Consider the following 16,742-nt stretch of genomic DNA (forward strand, 5'->3'; position numbering starts at 1 on the left):
CTGTGAGGAATAATTATTCCCTACAGGAATACTGCTGGAAAGCAGTACCTGTACGGTGGGCGGGCAGGTGCCGGCCAGAGTCACTGGCCGGGTTCGATCCGGTGCGGTGCGCCACGTCACGCCCACCGTTCGGTGTACCGTGTCGCCGTTGGTGCGGTGGGTACGAGCTGGTTCAGCGTCGGGCGGGCTGCTGGTCGGCTGCAACGGAACAACCGGACGACCGAGGCGAATCGGGCGTACGGCTGGTGTGCGTGTGCCCCACTGGCCCCGGGTTCGCGTTACGTTGGACGTCGTGACTGTCGCCCGCCCGCCGTGGCGGGCGCCGGTCGATCTGGGCCGAGGTCAGGAGAGAAGTGCCGAGCAACACCTCAAGCAGCCGTCTGGTCATCGTCGAATCGCCGGCGAAGGCCAAGACGATCTCGGGCTACCTGGGCCCGGGGTACGTCGTGGAGGCCAGCCTCGGGCACGTCCGGGACCTGCCGCGCAACGCAGCCGACGTGCCCGCCCGCTACAAGAAGGAGCCGTGGGCCCGGCTCGGCGTCGACGTGGACAACGGATTCTCCGCCCTGTACGTCGTCTCCCCCGACCGTAAGCAGCAGATCGCCAAACTGACCAGGCTGGCCAAGGAGGTCGACGAGGTCTTTCTCGCCACGGACGAGGACCGCGAGGGCGAGGCGATCGCCTGGCATCTGGTGGAGACCCTCAAGCCGAAGGTGCCGGTCCGGCGGATGGTCTTCCACGAGATCACCCGGGCCGCCATCCAGGCCGCCGTGGCCAACCCCCGGGAGATCGACCGGGACCTGGTCGACGCCCAGGAGGCACGGCGCATCCTGGACCGGCTGTACGGCTACGAGGTCTCGCCGGTGCTGTGGAAGAAGGTGATGCCCCGGCTCTCCGCTGGCCGGGTGCAGTCGGTCGCCACCCGGATCGTGGTGGAGCGGGAACGGCAGCGGATGGCTTTCCGTACCGCCGAATACTGGGACATCCAGGCCACCCTGGCGCTGACCGGCCGGACGGGCGCCGACGCGGACGGACCGCGCAGCTTCACCGCCACGCTGATCGCGCTGGGCGGGGACCGGATCGCCACCGGCAAGGACTTCGAGCCGACCACCGGCCGGGTCCGCCCGGAGGCGTCGGTGGTGCACCTCGACGGCGACGGGGCCCGGGGTCTGGCGGCCCGCCTGGACGGCCGACCGTTCACCGTCACCCGGGTGGAGGAGAAGCCGTACCGGCGTCGGCCGTACGCCCCGTTCATCACCTCGACGCTGCAGCAGGAGGCGGCCCGCAAGCTGCGGTTCTCCTCGCAGCAGACGATGCGCACCGCGCAGCGGCTGTACGAGAACGGCTACATCACCTACATGCGTACCGACTCGGTCAACCTGTCGGAGACGGCGATCGCCGCCGCCCGCAGCCAGGTCGCCGAGCTGTACGGCGACCGGTTCGTGCCGCCGGAGCCGCGCCGCTACACCGGCAAGGTCAAGAACGCCCAGGAGGCGCACGAGGCGATCCGGCCCGCCGGGGACCAGTTCCGGACCCCCGGTGAGCTGGCCAACGAACTGTCCGGCGAGGAGTTCAAGCTCTACGAGCTGATCTGGCGGCGGACCATCGCCTCGCAGATGACCGACGCGGTCGGTTCCAGCGTCTCGGTGCGCATCCGGGCGGTCTCCACCGCCGGCGAGGAGTGCGACTTCGGCGCCACCGGCAAGACGATCACCGACCCCGGGTTCCTGCGTGCCTACGTCGAGTCCTCCGACGACGAGTCGGCCGAGGCCGAGGACGCCGAGCGGCGGCTGCCGAACCTGACCAAGGACCAGCCGCTGACCGCCCAGGAGCTGGCCGCGGTCGGCCACAGCACCCAGCCGCCGGCGCGTTACACCGAGGCGTCGCTGGTCAAGGCGCTGGAGGAGCTGGGCATCGGCCGGCCGTCGACCTACGCGTCGATCATGCAGACGATCCAGGACCGGGGGTACGTCGCCAAACGCGGGCAGGCGCTGATCCCGTCGTTCCTGGCGTTCGCGGTGATCGGCCTGCTCGAGACGCACTACCCGCGGCTGGTCGACTACAACTTCACCGCCAGCATGGAGAACGAGCTGGACGAGATCGCCTCCGGCGACCACCAGGCGGTCGACTTCCTGACCTCGTTCTACTTCGGCAGCGACAGCGCCGGCGACCAGTCGGTCGCCCGCTCCGGCGGTCTGAAACGGCTGGTCACCGAGAAACTCGGCGAGATCGACGCGCGCAGCGTCAACTCGATCCCGCTGTTCGCCGACGACGACGGGCGGCAGGTCGTCGTCCGGGTCGGCCGGTACGGCCCGTACCTGCAGCGGTTCCTGCCCGGCGCGGACGGTGCCGGCGGCGCGGACGGTGCCGACGGCGCGGACAACGCCGAACGGCCGGCCGAGGACCGGGTGTCGCTGCCGGAAGGGATCGCCCCGGACGAGTTGACGCCGGAGAAGGTCAACGAGCTGTTCCTCGGCGGTGGTGGCGAGCGCAAGCTCGGCGAGCACCCGGAGACCGGCGAGCCGATCGTGCTGAAGTCCGGCCGGTTCGGCCCGTACGTCGCCAGCGGCGAACGTCGATCATCGCTGTTGCGCTCCCAGTCGCCGGAGTCGTTGAGCATCGCCGAGGCGCTGCAACTGCTCTCCCTGCCCCGGCTGGTCGGCACCGCACCCGACGGCGCCGAGGTGCTCGCCGCAGCCGGCCGGTACGGCCCGTACGTGAAGAAGGGCGACGAGTTCCGGTCGCTGGAGTCCGAGGAGAAGATCTTCACCGTCTCGCTGGACGAGGCGCTGGCGTTGCTCGCCGCGCCGAAGACCCGGCAGCGGCGGGCCGCCGCGCCGCCGCTGCGCGAGATGGGCGTGGATCCGCTCACCGAACTGCCGCTGGTGATCAAGGACGGCCGGTTCGGTCCGTACGTCACCGACGGCGAGAGCAACGCCTCGTTGCGGCGGGGCCAGACCCCGGAGTCGCTGACCATCGAGCAGGCCTCGGAGATGCTCGCCGAGAAGCGGGCGAAGGGGCCGGCACCGCGCAAGAAGGCGGCTGCCAAGAAGGCCACGCCGGCGAAGAAGGCGACCGCGACGAAGTCGACCGCCGCGAAGAAGGCCAGCACCGCCAAGAAGGCCACCACCGCGAAGAAGGCCGCGCCCCGTAAGGCCACCACCGCCCGCAAGGCGACCGGCCAACCGGACGAGGGCTGACCGGGGCCGGGGCGGCTGACCGGGGCCGGGGCGGCTGACCGGCGGTCAGCCGCCGAGGACCCGCTCGGTGTAGTCGTTGGCGAAGACCCTGCCCGGGTCGAGCCGGTCGCGGACCGCCAGGAAATCGGCGAACCGTGGGTACGCCGACGCGAGCGTCTCGGCGGTCCGCCAGTGCAGCTTGCCCCAGTGCGGCCGCCCGCCCAGGTCGGTGGCGACCCGCTCGAACGCCTGGAAGTACTCCTCGTACGGCATCCCGGTGTACTGGTGGATCGCCACGTACCCGCAGTCCTGCCGGTGGCCCGGTGACAGCCAGCTGTCGTCGCCGGCGCTGAACCGTACCTCCACCGGCAGCATCACCCGGTGCGGTAGGCGGTCGACGATGTCGGCCAGGGCGGTCAACGCCGGGTCGAGTGCCGAGCGGGGCAGCGCATACTCCATCTCGGCGAACCGCACCCGACGGGGGCTGCAGAAGACCTGGTCGGAGCGGCCGGTGTAGCTACGGGTGGCTGCGGCGCGGGCGGTGAGCGTGTTCAACGTCGGCACGACGCGGGGTATCGCCCGGCCGAGCCGGCAGACCCCGTCGAGCACGGTGTTGGCCATGAAGTCGTCGTCGAACCAGCCGCGCCAGGACGGCAGCGGCTGGTCGTCGACCGGGGTCCGGTTGTTGACCCGCAGCTGCACCCGGTCGGTGTACGGGAACCAGAAGAACTCGGCGTGGTCGTTGCCGTCGGCCAGCTCCGACAGGGTGGCGCGGACGTCGGCGAGGGTGCCGGGCCGTTCGGCGGCGCGCAGCACGAAGGCGTCCACGCAGCGCAGGGTCACGTCGACGAGTACGCCGAGTGCGCCGAGGCCGACCCGGGCGGCGGCGAACACGTCCGGGTGCTGCCGCTGCGAACAGTGCAGCACCTCGCCGTCGGCGGTGACCATGGTGAGGGAGTCGACGAACCCGGCGAGCCCGGGCAGCCCGGCGCCGGTGCCGTGGGTGCCGGTGGAGATCGCCCCGGCGATGGTCTGCGCATCGATGTCGCCGAGGTTCGGCAGGGCCAGCCGGTGGCTGGCGAGCAGGGCGTTGAGTCGGCGCAGCGTCATCCCGGCCGGTACGGTGACCAGCCGCGCCCCGGTGTTCACCGTCACCGCGGTGGTCAGGGCGCTCAGGTCGAGCTGCCGGTCGGGGGCGCTGGCGATGTCGGTGAACGAGTGCCCGCTGCCGACCGGCTTCACCCGGCCGCCGGCGTCGGTGGCGGCCCGCACCTGGGCGCAGAGCTCGTCGACGGTCGCCGGTCGCAGCACCTGTCGGACCGTGACCTGCTGGTTGCCGGCCCAGTTCGACCAGTGCACCGGGCCGGTCGGGGGCGACGCGGCAGTGGCTGACATCCGGCCTCCCGGGCGCTGGGACACACGTGAATCATCTTCATATCAGCCCCATCCTGGGCAGGTAAATACCGATATCGGGTTCGATCGTTAATCCGAGTAACGTTTTCGATCTCGCTGCTGCTGACGTGCATCCGACGCGCGGGGGATCCTTCTCGGAAAGGAGTGGGACAAGTGTCGACACCGGCCGTCACCAGTGGCCCGCTGCGTCGGGTTCCGGTCCAGGGGCGAAGTCTCGCCCGGGTCCAACGGATGCTCGACGCGTGCGCCGAGATCGTCGACGAGGTGGGCTACGAGGGCCTGACCACCACCTTGCTGGCCGAACGGGCCGAGGTGGCCATCGGCTCGGTCTACCAGTTCTTCCCCGACAAGCGGGCGATCGTGCAGGCGTTGACGCTGCGCAACATCGAGGCCTATCTGCAACGGCTGAACGACCGGTTCGCCGGGGGCGACTTCGCCCACTGGTGGGACGGTGTCGACGCCGGCATCGACGAGTACATCTGCATGCACCGTACGGTGCCCGGATTCCGGACCCTGCACTTCGGCGACGTGGTGGACGTCCGGCTGCTGGACGACAGCCGGGACAACAACGCGGTGATCGCCGGGGAGCTGACCAGGGTGCTCGTGGAGCGGTTCGGCATCCCGGACGAACCGCGACTACGGTTCGCGTTGCAGATCGCGGTGGAGGCCGCCGACGCGCTGATCAAGCTGGCGTTCCGCCGCGACACCGAGGGCGACGACAGCGTGCTGCGCGAGGCCAAGGCGCTGATCCGGGAGTACCTGCACCGCCACGTCGACCCGGCGGACGCCCCCACGGCCCGTACCGCACCGCAGCAGTAGGGCACCGACGGGTCAGCTGACGTCGCACCGGGTTCAGAGGAAGGCGAAGCCCTCACCACGGTAGGTGGGTGCCGCGCCGTCGAGCCGGTCACCGGTCACCAGGTGCAGTTCGGTGACGTGTTCGCACAGTTCACCGGCTTTCGCGTGGCGGAACCAGACCCGGTCGCCGACCCGCAGCCCGGCGGCGTCCGGCCCGACCAGCGGGGTCTGCACCTCGCCGGCGCCCTCGGCGCCGAGCAGCCGCAGCCGGCCCGGCAGCCAGGGGCTGGGCAGCCGGTCCCGCTGCGCCGGCCCGGAGGCGATCCACCCGCCGCCGAGCACCGTGGCGATGCCGGGCGCCGGCCGGCGTACCACCGGCAGGGCGAACAGCGCCGCCGGCTGCGGCTGCCAGGCCCGGTAGTGGTCGAACAGGGTCGGCCCGAACAGCCCCGATCCGGCGGTCACCTCGGTGACCGCCGGATCGGCGCTGGTGGCCGCGACACTGCCGGTACCGCCACCGTTGACGAACTCCAGTTCGGCGTACCGGGAGACGGCCGCCACCGCCGCCGCCCGGCGGCGCAGCAGTTCCTGGTACGACCGCCGCTGCACCGCCCGGATCGCCGCCGCCCGCAGCGCCTGCCGGGCGGGCGCGTCGCCGAGCCCGGCGATCTGCGCCTCGTACGCCATCAGCCCGACCAGGCGGAAACCGGGCCGCCCGGCGATGACGGCGGCCAGGTCGGCGGCGGCCGTGGCGGCGTGCACCGGGGACCGGCGTACCCCGACGTGGGCGCGGTCGGTGCCGAACGGCCGCCAGGAGGCGTCCAGGTCGACACAGACCCGGACGACCGGCCGGTCGCCCGGTCGCCGGACGGCGTCGACGATGTCCAGCTGGGCCGGGTCGTCGACCATCAGGGTGACCCCGCCGGCCAGTGCTTCGCTGCTGGTCAGCGCGCCGAGCGCGGTGCGGTCGCAGGTCGGGTAGGCCACCAGTGCGTCGTCGGTGACGCCGGAGCGGACCAGCCAGTTCGCCTCGGCGAGGGTGTACGCCAGCACCCCGCGCCAGCCGTCGCCGGCCAGCACCCGCCGCAGCAGCTGCCGGGACCGGACGGATTTGCTGGCCACCCGCAGCGGCTTGCCGTCCGCGCGGCGGACCAGCGCGGCGGCGTTGGCGTCGAAAGCGGCCAGGTCGACGACGGCGAACGGCGGGTCCAGCTGGGCGGTGGCCCGGTCGAGTCGGGCGCGCAGACGCTGCCGGTCGGAATCCACGTACGCACGGTAGCCGGTGCCGACGGAACGCGAAACAGGCTCGTATCTTGCGGGTCGTGGGCGGGCCCGGTACGCCGCACGAATGTCGGTCGGGGGCAGCTGCCGGCCACGATTAGAGTGTCAGCGGGGCCCGACGCCGGCCCGACGGGGAGGAACGATCATCGACGACAACGTCAGCGGTCCGCGACGCGGTGGCGCGCCGGACGCGCCACCCGCCGACCAGGCCGCTGCGCCGGTCGACCTCTCCGGCCTGCCCGCGCTCCGCTCGGTACTGCGGATCCGGCCGTTCCGCCGGCTCTGGCTGGTGCTCAGCGTCGCCTCCTTCAGTGACTGGCTCGGCCTGCTCGCCACCTCGGTCTTCGCCGCCGCCCAGGTCTCCGGCAGCGCGGCGCAGGGTGCCGCGTTCGGCGGGGTCATCGCCGTACGGCTGCTGCCGGCGCTGGTGCTCGGCCCGGTCGCCGGGGTGCTGGCCGACCGGTTCGACCGCCGCTACACCATGGTCATCTGCGACCTGCTGCGGTTCGCCCTGTTCGCCTCCATCCCGCTGCTGCCGATGTTCGGGGCCAGCGGGGCCGCCACCGTGGCGTGGGCGGCGATCGCCATCTTCCTGATCGAGACGATCACCCTGATCTGGATCCCGGCGAAGGAAGCCGCCGTCCCCAACCTGATTCCCCGGGCCCGGCTGGAGATCGCCAACCAGTTGACCCTGATCGCCACGTACGGCATCACCCCGGTGCTGGCCGCGATCAGCCTGGCGGTCCTCGACGGCGCGGTCCGGGCGGCCGGTGGCGGCGGCGAGCTGCCGTCCTGGGTGGAGCCGGCGCAGCTCGCGCTCTTCTTCAACGCCGCGTCCCGGCTGGCCACGGCGATCGTCGTCTTCTACGGCATCAAGGAGATCAGCGGCCGCGCCGGGGCGGCCGAGGCCAGCCAGCAGAGCATGCTGCGCCAGTTCGTCGACGGCTGGCGGTTCATCGGCAAGACCCCGCTGGTGCGCGGCCTGGTGCTGGGCATCTTCGGTGCCTTCGCCGGCGGCGGCATCGTCATCGGTACGGCCCAGTTCTTCACCGCCTCGCTCAGCGCCGGTGACGCCGCCTTCTACCTGCTGTTCGCCGCCCTGTTCGTCGGCCTGGGCGCCGGGATCGGGCTCGGCCCGACCATCGTGCGGGACCTGTCCCGGCGGCGCTGGTTCGGGTTGAGCATCATGCTGGCCAGCGGCTCGGTGCTGATCCTGGCCCTGTCGATCCACCTGTCGATGGCGATCCTCGGCGCGGTGCTGGTCGGGGCGGCCGCCGGGATGGCGTTCCTGGCCGGCATCACCCTGCTCGGCGGGGAGATCGCCGACGACGTACGGGGCCGGGTGTTCGCCGTCGTGCAGACCGGCACCCGGGTGGTGCTGATGCTGGCCATCTCGCTGAGCAGCGTGCTGGTCGGGGTCGGCGGCTCCCGCCAGTTCCAGGTGGCGAACCTGGGCCTGTCGTTCTCGTCGACCCGACTGTTGCTGCTGCTCGCCGGAGCGTCCGGCATCTTCGCCGGGCTCAGCGCGTTCCGTCAGATGGACGACAAGCCGGGCGTGCCGATCCTGGCCGACCTGTGGGGGTCGGTCCGCGGCCGGCCGCTTGCGCCGGCCGAGCCGTTCACCTCCAGCGGGGTCTTCATCGTCTTCGAAGGCGGCGAGGGCGCCGGCAAGTCGACCCAGGTCGCCGAGCTCGCGCAGACCCTGCGGGAGCAGGGCCGGGACGTGGTGGTGACCCGCGAACCGGGGTCGAGCGGCCTCGGCGAGAAGATCCGCCGGCTGGTGCTGGAGGGCGGGGCGGACGCACCGTCGCCCCGCGCGGAGGCCCTGCTGTACGCCGCCGACCGGGCCCACCACGTGGCGACCGTGGTCCGCCCGGCGCTCGCCCGGGGCGCCGTGGTGATCAGCGACCGGTACGTCGACTCGTCGCTGGCCTACCAGGGTGCCGGGCGGGTTCTGCCGGTGGAGGAGGTCACCTGGCTCTCCTCCTGGGCCACCGGTGGGCTCAAGCCGGACCTGGTGGTGCTGCTGGACATCGAACCGGCGGCGGGGCTGACCCGGGCGCAGCGGCGCGGTGCCGGCGTGGACCGGCTGGAGAGCGAGTCGCTGGCCTTCCACGAGCGGGTCCGGTACGCGTTCCTGGACCTGGCGGCCGCCGACCCGAAGCGTTACCTGGTGCTCGACGCCAGCCGGGCACCGGACGAGCTGCACGACGCGGTCCGTACCCGGGTCGCGCCACTGACCGGCCCGGCCGATGACCGTCCGGCCGGCGCAGCGGCGGCCGGCCCACCGGCGGCCGACGCGGAAGCCGGCCGGCGCGGGTGAGTGTCATGGCGGACACCGACGTCTTCACCGAACTGGTCGGCCAGGACGAGGCGGTGCAGATCCTGCGCCGGGCCGCCGCGGCCGCCGCCGACCTGCTCGCCGCCGGCGACGGCGAGCCACCGCCGTCCGCCGCCGCGATGACCCACGCCTGGATCTTCACCGGGCCACCCGGTTCCGGCCGGTCGGTCGCCGCCCGCGCCCTCGCCGCCGCCCTGCAGTGCGTGCACGGCCGGGGTTGCGGCGAGTGCCCCGGCTGCCACACCACCCGGGCCGGCACCCACGCCGACGTCCGGTTCGTGGTGCCCGACGGGCTCTCCATCGGCGTCGGCGAAATGCGTGCCCTGGTGTTGCGCTCGGCCAGCACCCCGTCCGGCGGCCGCTGGCAGGTCCTGGTCATCGAGGACGCCGACCGGCTCACCGAAGCCGCCGGCAACGCACTGCTCAAAGCCGTCGAGGAGCCACCACCCCGGACGGTGTTCCTGCTCTGCACCCCGTCCACCCACCCGGACGACATCTCGGTCACCATCCGGTCCCGCTGCCGGGTGGTCGCCCTGCGCCAGCCGCCGGCCGACGCCGTCGCCCAGGTGCTGACCAGCCGCGACGGCGTACCGCAGGAGACCGCGATGTGGGCGGCGGCCGCCGCCCAGGGCCACGTCGGCCGCGCCCGACGGCTGGCCCGGGACCCGCAGGCGCGGCAGCGGCGGGAGGCGGTGCTGGCCGTACCGCGTCGGTTGACCAACGTCGGTGCCTGCTTCGACGCCGCCTCCGCGCTGATCGAGGCCGCCGAGGCCGAAGCCGAGGCGGCGGTCGCCGAGACCGACGCGGCGGAACGCGCCGCCCTGCAGACCGCGCTCGGCGCCGGCGGCACCGGCCGCGGCGCGGCCGGTGCCGCCCGGGGCTCCGCCGGCCAGCTCAAGGAGCTGGAACGGCGGCAGAAGTCACGGGCCACCCGGGCCCAGCGCGACGCCCTGGACCGGGCCCTGGTCGACCTCGCCGGCTTCTACCGCGACGTGCTGGTGGCGGCGCTGCGGGCACCGGTGGCGCCGGTGCACACCGACGTCGCGCCGCTGGCCGACGCGGCTGCCGAAAAGTGGACACCGGAGGCGACGCTGCGCCGGCTGGAAGCCGTACTGACCTGCCGGGACGCCATCGCCGGCAACGTCAAGCCACGCATCGCCGTCGAAGCGATGATGCTCAGCCTCTGGCGCGGCTAGACCTCCGCCCGGTACGGTTCGGTGCCGTAGCGCAGCCCCATCCGTACGTTGGGTGCAGACGTCGTCTGCGTCCGTTCGCCGCGAACGATGGTGAGGGATCCCGGTGGTACGCGAGATCGACGAGGCGTGGATCGAGGACGCGGTCGAGCGGTACCGCGGCATCGAGGCCCGGCAGGCCGAGTTCGACAAGGCGGTACACACCGTCGAGGTCACCGTCCGCTCACCGGACGGGTCGGTCGAGATCGTGGTCAACGCCGCCGGCACCGTGACCGACGTACGGATCCTCGGCCCGTTGCACTCCCGCAGCAACGCCGACCTGGCTGGCGCGGTGCGCTCCACCGTGGTCGCCGCCGCCGACGCCGCCCGCTGGGCCCGGGAGAAACTGTGGGCCGAGACCGTCGGCGGCCATCCGACCCTGCGGGGGGTCTGAGTGGACGCCGTCACGCAGGTCGCCGCCGACCTGACCCGCTGCGCCGACCAGCTGGCAGAGACCGCCCGTCGACTGCCTGACCTGGACAGCGCGGTCGACGCCGTACTTGGCGGGGACGCGCCGGGGCGGCTCGGGGAGCTGACCGCCACGCTGGTCGGGCACTGGCACGCCGCCACGGCGCAGCGGGCGGCCGAGGCGGCCGAGGCGGCGCGGCGGCTGACCGACACCGCCGCAGCGCTGCGCGCCGTGGCGCAGGCGTACCGGGACATCGACACGCAGGCCGGGCAGCACCACCCGGAGGCACCGTGATGGACGCCCTGGACCGGGTCGCCGGGCCGGCGCTGACCCTGCTGACACTGGTGGACACCAGCCTGGCCCGCAACGGGGCCGCCGCCGACGACCCGGTCTGGCCGCTGGCGCGACGGCTGCGGGCGCTGCCGGGGGACGCGGTGGCCGCGTTCGTCGCGGTCCGACCCACGCCGCTGGTCGCCGCCGGCACCGCGATCGGACCGCACCTCGACCGGTACGCCGAGGCGGCCGACGCCCTGGCGGTGCACCGGGACTGGTCCGGTGCGGCGGCGCAGGCGTACGACGCAGGCCGGCAGGCGCTGGCGGCCCGGCTGGTCGGCGGTCCGGACCCGGGGGCGGTCAGTCACGCCGGCCGGTTGGCGGCGACCGCCGCGTACGCCGAGGCGACCGCCCGGTGGGTGTCGTTGAGCCGGGCGGCGTTGGCCCGCACCCTGGCCGAGGTGCTGGGCTCGGCCGATGCGGTCACCGTCACCACGGGCTCTGGTGCCGGCACCGGTGCCGGCACCGGTGCCGATGGCCCGGGTGGCCCGGCCGGCGCGGACGCGGCGGCGCGCATCGCCGTACCGGTGCTGTCGGTCCTGGTGGAGATCGTCGAGCACGGCGAGAGTCTGGCGGCGTGGTGGGGGCCGCTGCTCGCGCCGACGGACGCCGCCGGCCCGGTCGACGAGGCACCCGTACGGCCCGACGGGTCGATCCGGCTGCGCTACTGACGCCGGCTGGCTGTCACCCGGCGCCGGACATGGCGACGACGCCGGACATGGCGACGGCGCCGCGCTCAGGGAGCCAGGCTTCTCGCCTATTGCTCCCGGCTGCGACGCCGTGGCCCTTTCCCTGCACCCCCCGCAGGCTTGTGACACCGGGTGGAACGCGGCCGGCCGTTGCGGGTTACGCCCTGCCCGCCGGATCCGGCCGTTCGGTCGGCCGGCACTACCGGATCGGGCAGCGCCGGGACGGCTGTTCGACGTACGGCGGCCTTCTCGGCGTGCCCGCGGGGACGTAGGGTGGGGGCCATGGGGATGCTCTGCGCGGTCAGCTTCAACCGGTACGGGCGCCTCTTCTACCTCGACCCGGGCGACCTGCGACCGGCGGTCGGTGACAAGGTCCTGGTGCCGACCGACGACGGCACCGAGGTCGCCGAGTGCGTGTGGGCGCCGCAGTGGGTCGACGAGCCCACCGACGGGTTCCCCCGGCTCGCCGGCGTCGCCACCGACCAGGATCTGCGCCGCGACGAGGTGCAGCGCAAACGCAAGGCGGAGGCGAAGGTCGCCGCGAAGCGGCTGATCCGCGAGCACGGCCTGCCGATGAAGGTCGTCGCCGTCGACCACGTGCTGGAGCCCGGCACGTTGAACAGTTCCCGCGCCACCATCTACTTCACCGCGCCGCACCGGGTCGACTTCCGGTCCCTGGTGCGTGACCTCGGTGCCACCCTGCACTGCCGGGTGGAGCTGCGCCAGCTCTCCGCCCGTGACTCGGCGCGGGTGCAGGGCGGGATCGGGTCCTGTGGGCGGGACCTGTGCTGCGCCACGTTCCTGACCGACTTCGAGCCGGTGACGATCCGGATGGCCAAGGACCAGGACCTGCCGCTGAACCCGCTGCGGATCTCCGGTGCCTGCGGCCGGCTGATGTGCTGCCTGAAGTACGAGCACCCGCTGTACGCCAAGTTCACCGAGTCCGCCCCGCCGATCGGTGCCCGGGTCTCGACCCCCGACGGTGACGGGCGGGTGGTCGGCCACAGCGTCCCCCGGGACGCGGTCGTGGTCCGGATGGACGCCGACGGCAGCCGGTGCAGCTGCAGCCGGGCGTCGGTCTGCGGCCCGCGAAAGGCCCACGACGAGGCGTACGGCTGACCGCCAGCGTTCGCTGCCGGCACCGCCGATGGTCGCTCGCTGCCGCTGGCACCGCCGCTGCGCGTCGCGTCACCGGACGGTGATCGGCTCCTCGGCGAGCCGGGCGGTCAGCGGCTGCTCCGGCACGATCCACGGGTCGTGCGGTGCGCCGGCCGGGTCGGCCCGCCAGCGCCGGCACACCCGGTCGACCGCCATCGGGTAGATGGTCAGCGCCCCGTCGGCGGTGATCCGCATCCGGACGAAACTCTTCGAGTCCTCGATGCCCTGCCCGGCGAAGAGCTCGTTGACGTTGACGTCGAAGGCACCGGCCAGCACCAGGTAGCCGGCGGTCAACTGGCTGGCGACCAGGCCGGCGACCGGCCCGTACACGACGGCGGCGGCGACCACCGGCAGCGGCCACGGCCAGTCGACGAACGGCAGCTGCAGCCAGATCAGCGCGCCGACCCAGGCCAGCGCGATGTGCGCGGCGCCGTGCCCGAGCCCGAGCAGCCAGTGCCGGGAATGTCGCACGCCGCTGGCGCTCGGTGGCTTGGCGAAGACCACCGACGCGCCGAGGGTGAGCACCACCATCGCGACCAGCGGGATGCTGAACAGCCGCTGCCCGTTGGTGTCGGCCCAGGAGACGATGACGCCGGCGACGGCCAGCATCAGCAGGGTCTGCAGGGTGCCGAGCAGGGTGGCGAAGCCAGGGTTGCGGCGCGGCAGCCGGTGGAAGATGCCCCAGCTGTAGCGGCGGGACCGGTCGGCCTGCGGGTAACGCCCGGCCAGGGCGTACTGGCGGCGCGGGCTGGTGTTGCGGGTGATGGTGTCGACCGGCGGCACGGTGATCCGCTCCGGCAGCTTGTGGGTGGCCGACAGGTAGGCGCCACCCCCGCCGCAGGTGATCAACTCCCGCTCCGGGTGGGCGTACCGGGCGTAGTGGTGCTGGTCGCCGGAGATCATCAACGGCACCCGGGCACCGGTCGGTTTGATCACCGTACGCAGGAAGTAGTCGACGGCGTCGTATGCCTGGTGGTCGACGACAGCCTTGACCCAGGTCGGCTCCGGCACGGCCAGAATGATCCGGTCGTCCGGCCCGAGCTGCTCGGCCGCCTTCTCGAAGTAGATCAGCTGCGGGTCGTCCAGGTATGCGCCGAACTGCTCGTCGATGGCGAACAGCCACCAGTTGTGCGGCAGCCGGGCGGCGAAGTACGACCGCTTCTGCTCGGTGCGCCAGCCGCCGATCGAGGCGTCCCGCCGTCGGGCGAACAGCCGCAGGAACGCGGTGAGCCCGTCGTACCAGTCGTGGTTGCCCGGGATGGCGTACAGCGTCGGCGGCGGCTGACCGGCCGGTGTCGTCGGCAGCGCCGCCTGGTACGGCCCCTTGCACCGGTCCTCGTACGCTTCGCCGCTGGCCGACGGGTAGACCTGGTCGCCCCCCATCACCAGCAGATCGCCGCGGCGCAGCCGGCCGGCGCCGTCGACCGCCAGCTCCGGCTGCGCCAGCAGGTACGCCAACGAGTACGTGGCCGGGAAACCGTCACCGAGGTCGGCGACGTAGTCGATCCACAGCTCGCCGTCGACCGCGTCGTGCTGGTGCACGTCGTCGGGGAGCGCGCCCTGCAGTTCCCGTTTGTCGAGGTACGCTCCGAACAGCATCGCCAGCACCGTCCGCAGCCCGGTGCTGAGCAGCAGCATCGGGGCGAGCCACGGCACCGGCGGTCGGGGCGTGAAGCCCAGCTCCGAAGGGTCGAGTGAGCGGGGCCGGGGGCGGCGGTCGCCGGTCGGATCGACGCTGCCCGTGCCGGTCTGGCCGGGGCCGGTCGGGGAGTCGGGCGGGGCGGTTCCGGTCGGATCGTCCACGTCTGGCAGCCTACTGTCGGTCATCGACCTCTGTCATCCGCCGGCCTGGTGCCCGGTCGGGGCCGGCTTCCGGCCGGCGGGCGTACCGGCGGTGCGGTGCCGTACACTGGTTGATCGTTGCCGCCTTAGCTCAGTCGGCAGAGCGACGCACTCGTAATGCGTAGGTCGACGGTTCGATTCCGTCAGGCGGCTCGGCAACCGGTGCCCCCGTCACCTCGGCGAACAGCCGAGGCGACGGGGGCACCCTCGCATCCGATCAAGCTGACCAAGGTCAGCGGGCGGCACCGTTGCGGTACGCCCAGATCACGACGTTGAGCCGGTCCCGGACCCCGAGCTTGGCCAGTATTCGGCCGACGTGGGTCTTGACGGTCACCTCGGCGAGATGGAGTCGCTGGGCGATTTCGGCGTTGCTGGCTCCGGCGAGGATGAGGTTGAAGACGTCGCGTTCCCGGGTGGTGAAGGTGTCCAGCGGCGCGGGGTCCCGGGGCGGGAGTGGTGGTGTGGTGCGGGCGGCGACCAGGTGGTGGGTGGTGGTCGGGGCGAGGACCGATCCGCCGTGGTGGACGGTGCGAATGGCGGCGGTGAGGCCCTCGCCGGTGGTGTCCTTCAGCAGGTAGCCGCTGGCACCAGCGGTGAGGATACGAGTGGCGTAGTCGCCGCTGTCGTATGTGGTGAGGGCGAGGATTTTCGGTGGGGGGTTGGCGCTGGCGAGGATGACGCGGGTGGCGGTGATGCCGTCGAGTTCGGGCATGCGGATGTCCATCAGAATGATGTGGGGTCGGTGTCGGGCGGCGAGGGCGATGGCTGCGGAACCGGTGGCTGCGGTGGCGACGACCCGCATGTCGGGAGCGGCGTCGACGACCATGGCGAAACCGGTACGGACGAGGTCCTGGTCGTCGGCGATGAGTACGTCGATCGTCATACCCGTGCTCCTTGGGCGGTCAGTGGCCAGGTCGTGGTGACGGTGAGGTCCTCGCCGGTGCTGATGGTGCAGGTGCCGTTGAAGAGCGCACACCGGTGGCGGATGCCGGTCAGGCCCCGGCCTGGGATGGGTGGTTCGTTGTGGCTGGGCGACAGAGGGCTGCGCACCGTGACGGTGAGCAGGGTGGGTGTCCACTGCATGGCCAGGTGGGCGCGGCGTTCGTGGGTATGTTTCAGGACGTTGGTCAGGGACTCCTGGATCACCCGGTAGACGGCGAGGTCCATGCCTGCTGCCAAGGGCTGATCCTCCCCGCTGGACTGGGCGGTCAGGTCGAGGCCAGCGTCGATGAACCCGCCGAGGAGCTCCGGGAGCCGGCCGAGTCCTTCGCCTTGCCAGTCCTGGTTGCCGTCCTCGACGACGGTCAGCAGCCGTTTCACGTCGGTGAGGGCCTGCCGGCCGAGGTGCGCGATCCGGTCGAGAACGGGGCCGACGGCTCCGCTGTCGACCCTGGCGGTGGCGCGGCCACCTTCGGCCTGGGCGATGATGGAGGCGAGGGAGTGCGCGATGATGTCGTGCATCTCCTGGCTGATTCGGATGCGTTCCTCCTGGGCGGCCAGTTGAGCCCGGATAGCGCTGTCCTGCTCGGCCAACCTCCGGCGGTGCTCGGCGTCGGCAACAGCGATCCGTTGCTGACGTTGCATCAGGCCGGTCGACCAGGCAGCCAGTACGGTCGCCATGATCAGCACGGCGGGCAGGGCGGCACCGAGCCGCCGGTCATGCAGCGCTTGGGCGACGACCAGTATCGCGCTGGCGGCACCCGGCAGCAGTCCCGCGTGCCGCCAATGTCTGGGGGCGTAGGCTGCGGTGGCGTGCACGGCAACGAGGCTGACGAGGTCGCCGGGGAACATGAAACTCCGGGAGACGGCCAGGTGCGCGGCTGAGATGGCGGCGACTACCGCGAGAAACAGCAGCGGTGCGCTGCGGCGGATCAGCAGGGGCACGGCGATCATCGCCGACCAGTACCACTCGGAAAGCCCGGCCAAGCCGAGCAGCAGGCAACAGATGACGGCTGCGGTGGCGATCGCGACATCGAGGGCGGGCACCGGTCTGCGTCGTAACCCCACACGTCCAGGCTAGGCAACGCCTGTCGTTCACGGAAACCTGCCGCAAAGATCGATACCTGC

The 16,742-nt window shown here is 72.5% G+C and carries 13 protein-coding genes and 1 tRNA gene; 9 read left to right on the forward strand and 5 right to left on the reverse strand.

Going from position 1 to position 16,742, the window contains the following annotated elements; all coding sequences use genetic code 11:
• The first annotated feature begins 353 nt into the window (after positions 1-353).
• Positions 354-3,200 (forward strand): type I DNA topoisomerase, encoded by a 2,847-nt coding sequence (topA, locus tag ACN28F_RS18060; RefSeq protein ID WP_421358791.1) that lies wholly within the window; start codon positions 354-356, stop codon positions 3,198-3,200.
• 45 nt (positions 3,201-3,245) lie between these two features.
• On the opposite strand, the gene ACN28F_RS18065 is transcribed toward topA, so the two are convergent.
• Positions 3,246-4,574: a D-arabinono-1,4-lactone oxidase gene (locus ACN28F_RS18065; protein ID WP_421358793.1), complete on the reverse strand. Its 1,329-nt coding sequence runs from the start codon at positions 4,572-4,574 to the stop codon at positions 3,246-3,248.
• A 171-nt stretch (positions 4,575-4,745) separates the two neighbouring features.
• Here ACN28F_RS18065 and ACN28F_RS18070 point away from each other — a divergent pair, with 171 nt between their 5' ends.
• Entirely contained in the window at positions 4,746-5,411 is a 666-nt protein-coding gene (locus ACN28F_RS18070; RefSeq protein ID WP_421358795.1) for a TetR family transcriptional regulator, read from the forward strand.
• A 33-nt stretch (positions 5,412-5,444) separates the two neighbouring features.
• Here ACN28F_RS18070 and ACN28F_RS18075 read toward each other — a convergent pair whose 3' ends face one another.
• Entirely contained in the window at positions 5,445-6,656 is a 1,212-nt protein-coding gene (locus ACN28F_RS18075) for an alanine racemase (protein ID WP_421358797.1), read from the reverse strand.
• 304 nt (positions 6,657-6,960) lie between these two features.
• Between ACN28F_RS18075 and tmk the strand changes: the two genes are divergently transcribed.
• The 6 genes from tmk (at position 6,961) to ACN28F_RS18105 (ending at position 12,794) form a co-directional block, all read left to right on the forward strand.
• A complete protein-coding gene (tmk, locus tag ACN28F_RS18080; RefSeq protein WP_421361440.1) occupies positions 6,961-8,994 on the forward strand; it encodes a dTMP kinase in 2,034 nt (677 codons plus the stop codon).
• A gap of 5 nt (positions 8,995-8,999) precedes the next feature.
• Positions 9,000-10,208, forward strand: a complete 1,209-nt coding sequence (locus ACN28F_RS18085; protein WP_421358799.1) for a DNA polymerase III subunit delta' — start codon at positions 9,000-9,002, stop codon at positions 10,206-10,208.
• A gap of 103 nt (positions 10,209-10,311) precedes the next feature.
• Entirely contained in the window at positions 10,312-10,638 is a 327-nt protein-coding gene (locus tag ACN28F_RS18090; protein ID WP_289209101.1) for a YbaB/EbfC family nucleoid-associated protein, read from the forward strand.
• Entirely contained in the window at positions 10,639-10,947 is a 309-nt protein-coding gene (locus ACN28F_RS18095) for a hypothetical protein (protein WP_289209102.1), read from the forward strand.
• Entirely contained in the window at positions 10,947-11,657 is a 711-nt protein-coding gene (locus tag ACN28F_RS18100; protein ID WP_421358800.1) for a hypothetical protein, read from the forward strand. Before ACN28F_RS18095 ends, ACN28F_RS18100 begins: the two co-directional genes overlap by 1 nt.
• Before the next feature lie 300 nt (positions 11,658-11,957).
• On the forward strand, positions 11,958-12,794 hold the full coding sequence (locus tag ACN28F_RS18105; protein WP_289209104.1) for a PSP1 domain-containing protein: 837 nt from the start codon (positions 11,958-11,960) through the stop codon (positions 12,792-12,794).
• 69 nt (positions 12,795-12,863) lie between these two features.
• Here the strand turns inward: ACN28F_RS18105 and ACN28F_RS18110 are convergent, their stop codons facing one another.
• Positions 12,864-14,660, reverse strand: a complete 1,797-nt coding sequence (locus ACN28F_RS18110; protein ID WP_289209105.1) for a metallophosphoesterase — start codon at positions 14,658-14,660, stop codon at positions 12,864-12,866.
• Between the two features lie 95 nt (positions 14,661-14,755).
• Between ACN28F_RS18110 and ACN28F_RS18115 the strand changes: the two genes are divergently transcribed.
• Positions 14,756-14,828 (forward strand) — tRNA-Thr (locus tag ACN28F_RS18115).
• Positions 14,829-14,907: 79 nt separating this feature from the next.
• On the opposite strand, the gene ACN28F_RS18120 is transcribed toward ACN28F_RS18115, so the two are convergent.
• Entirely contained in the window at positions 14,908-15,558 is a 651-nt protein-coding gene (locus ACN28F_RS18120; RefSeq protein WP_289209106.1) for a response regulator, read from the reverse strand.
• Complete coding sequence (locus tag ACN28F_RS18125) at positions 15,555-16,682, reverse strand: sensor histidine kinase (protein WP_421358803.1); 1,128 nt, start codon at positions 16,680-16,682, stop codon at positions 15,555-15,557. The genes ACN28F_RS18120 and ACN28F_RS18125 overlap by 4 nt, the downstream gene beginning before the upstream one ends.
• Between the last annotated feature and the right edge of the window lie 60 nt (positions 16,683-16,742).

The organism is Solwaraspora sp. WMMA2101 (assembly GCF_049179175.1).
In the GTDB taxonomy this organism is placed as follows: domain Bacteria; phylum Actinomycetota; class Actinomycetes; order Mycobacteriales; family Micromonosporaceae; genus Micromonospora_E.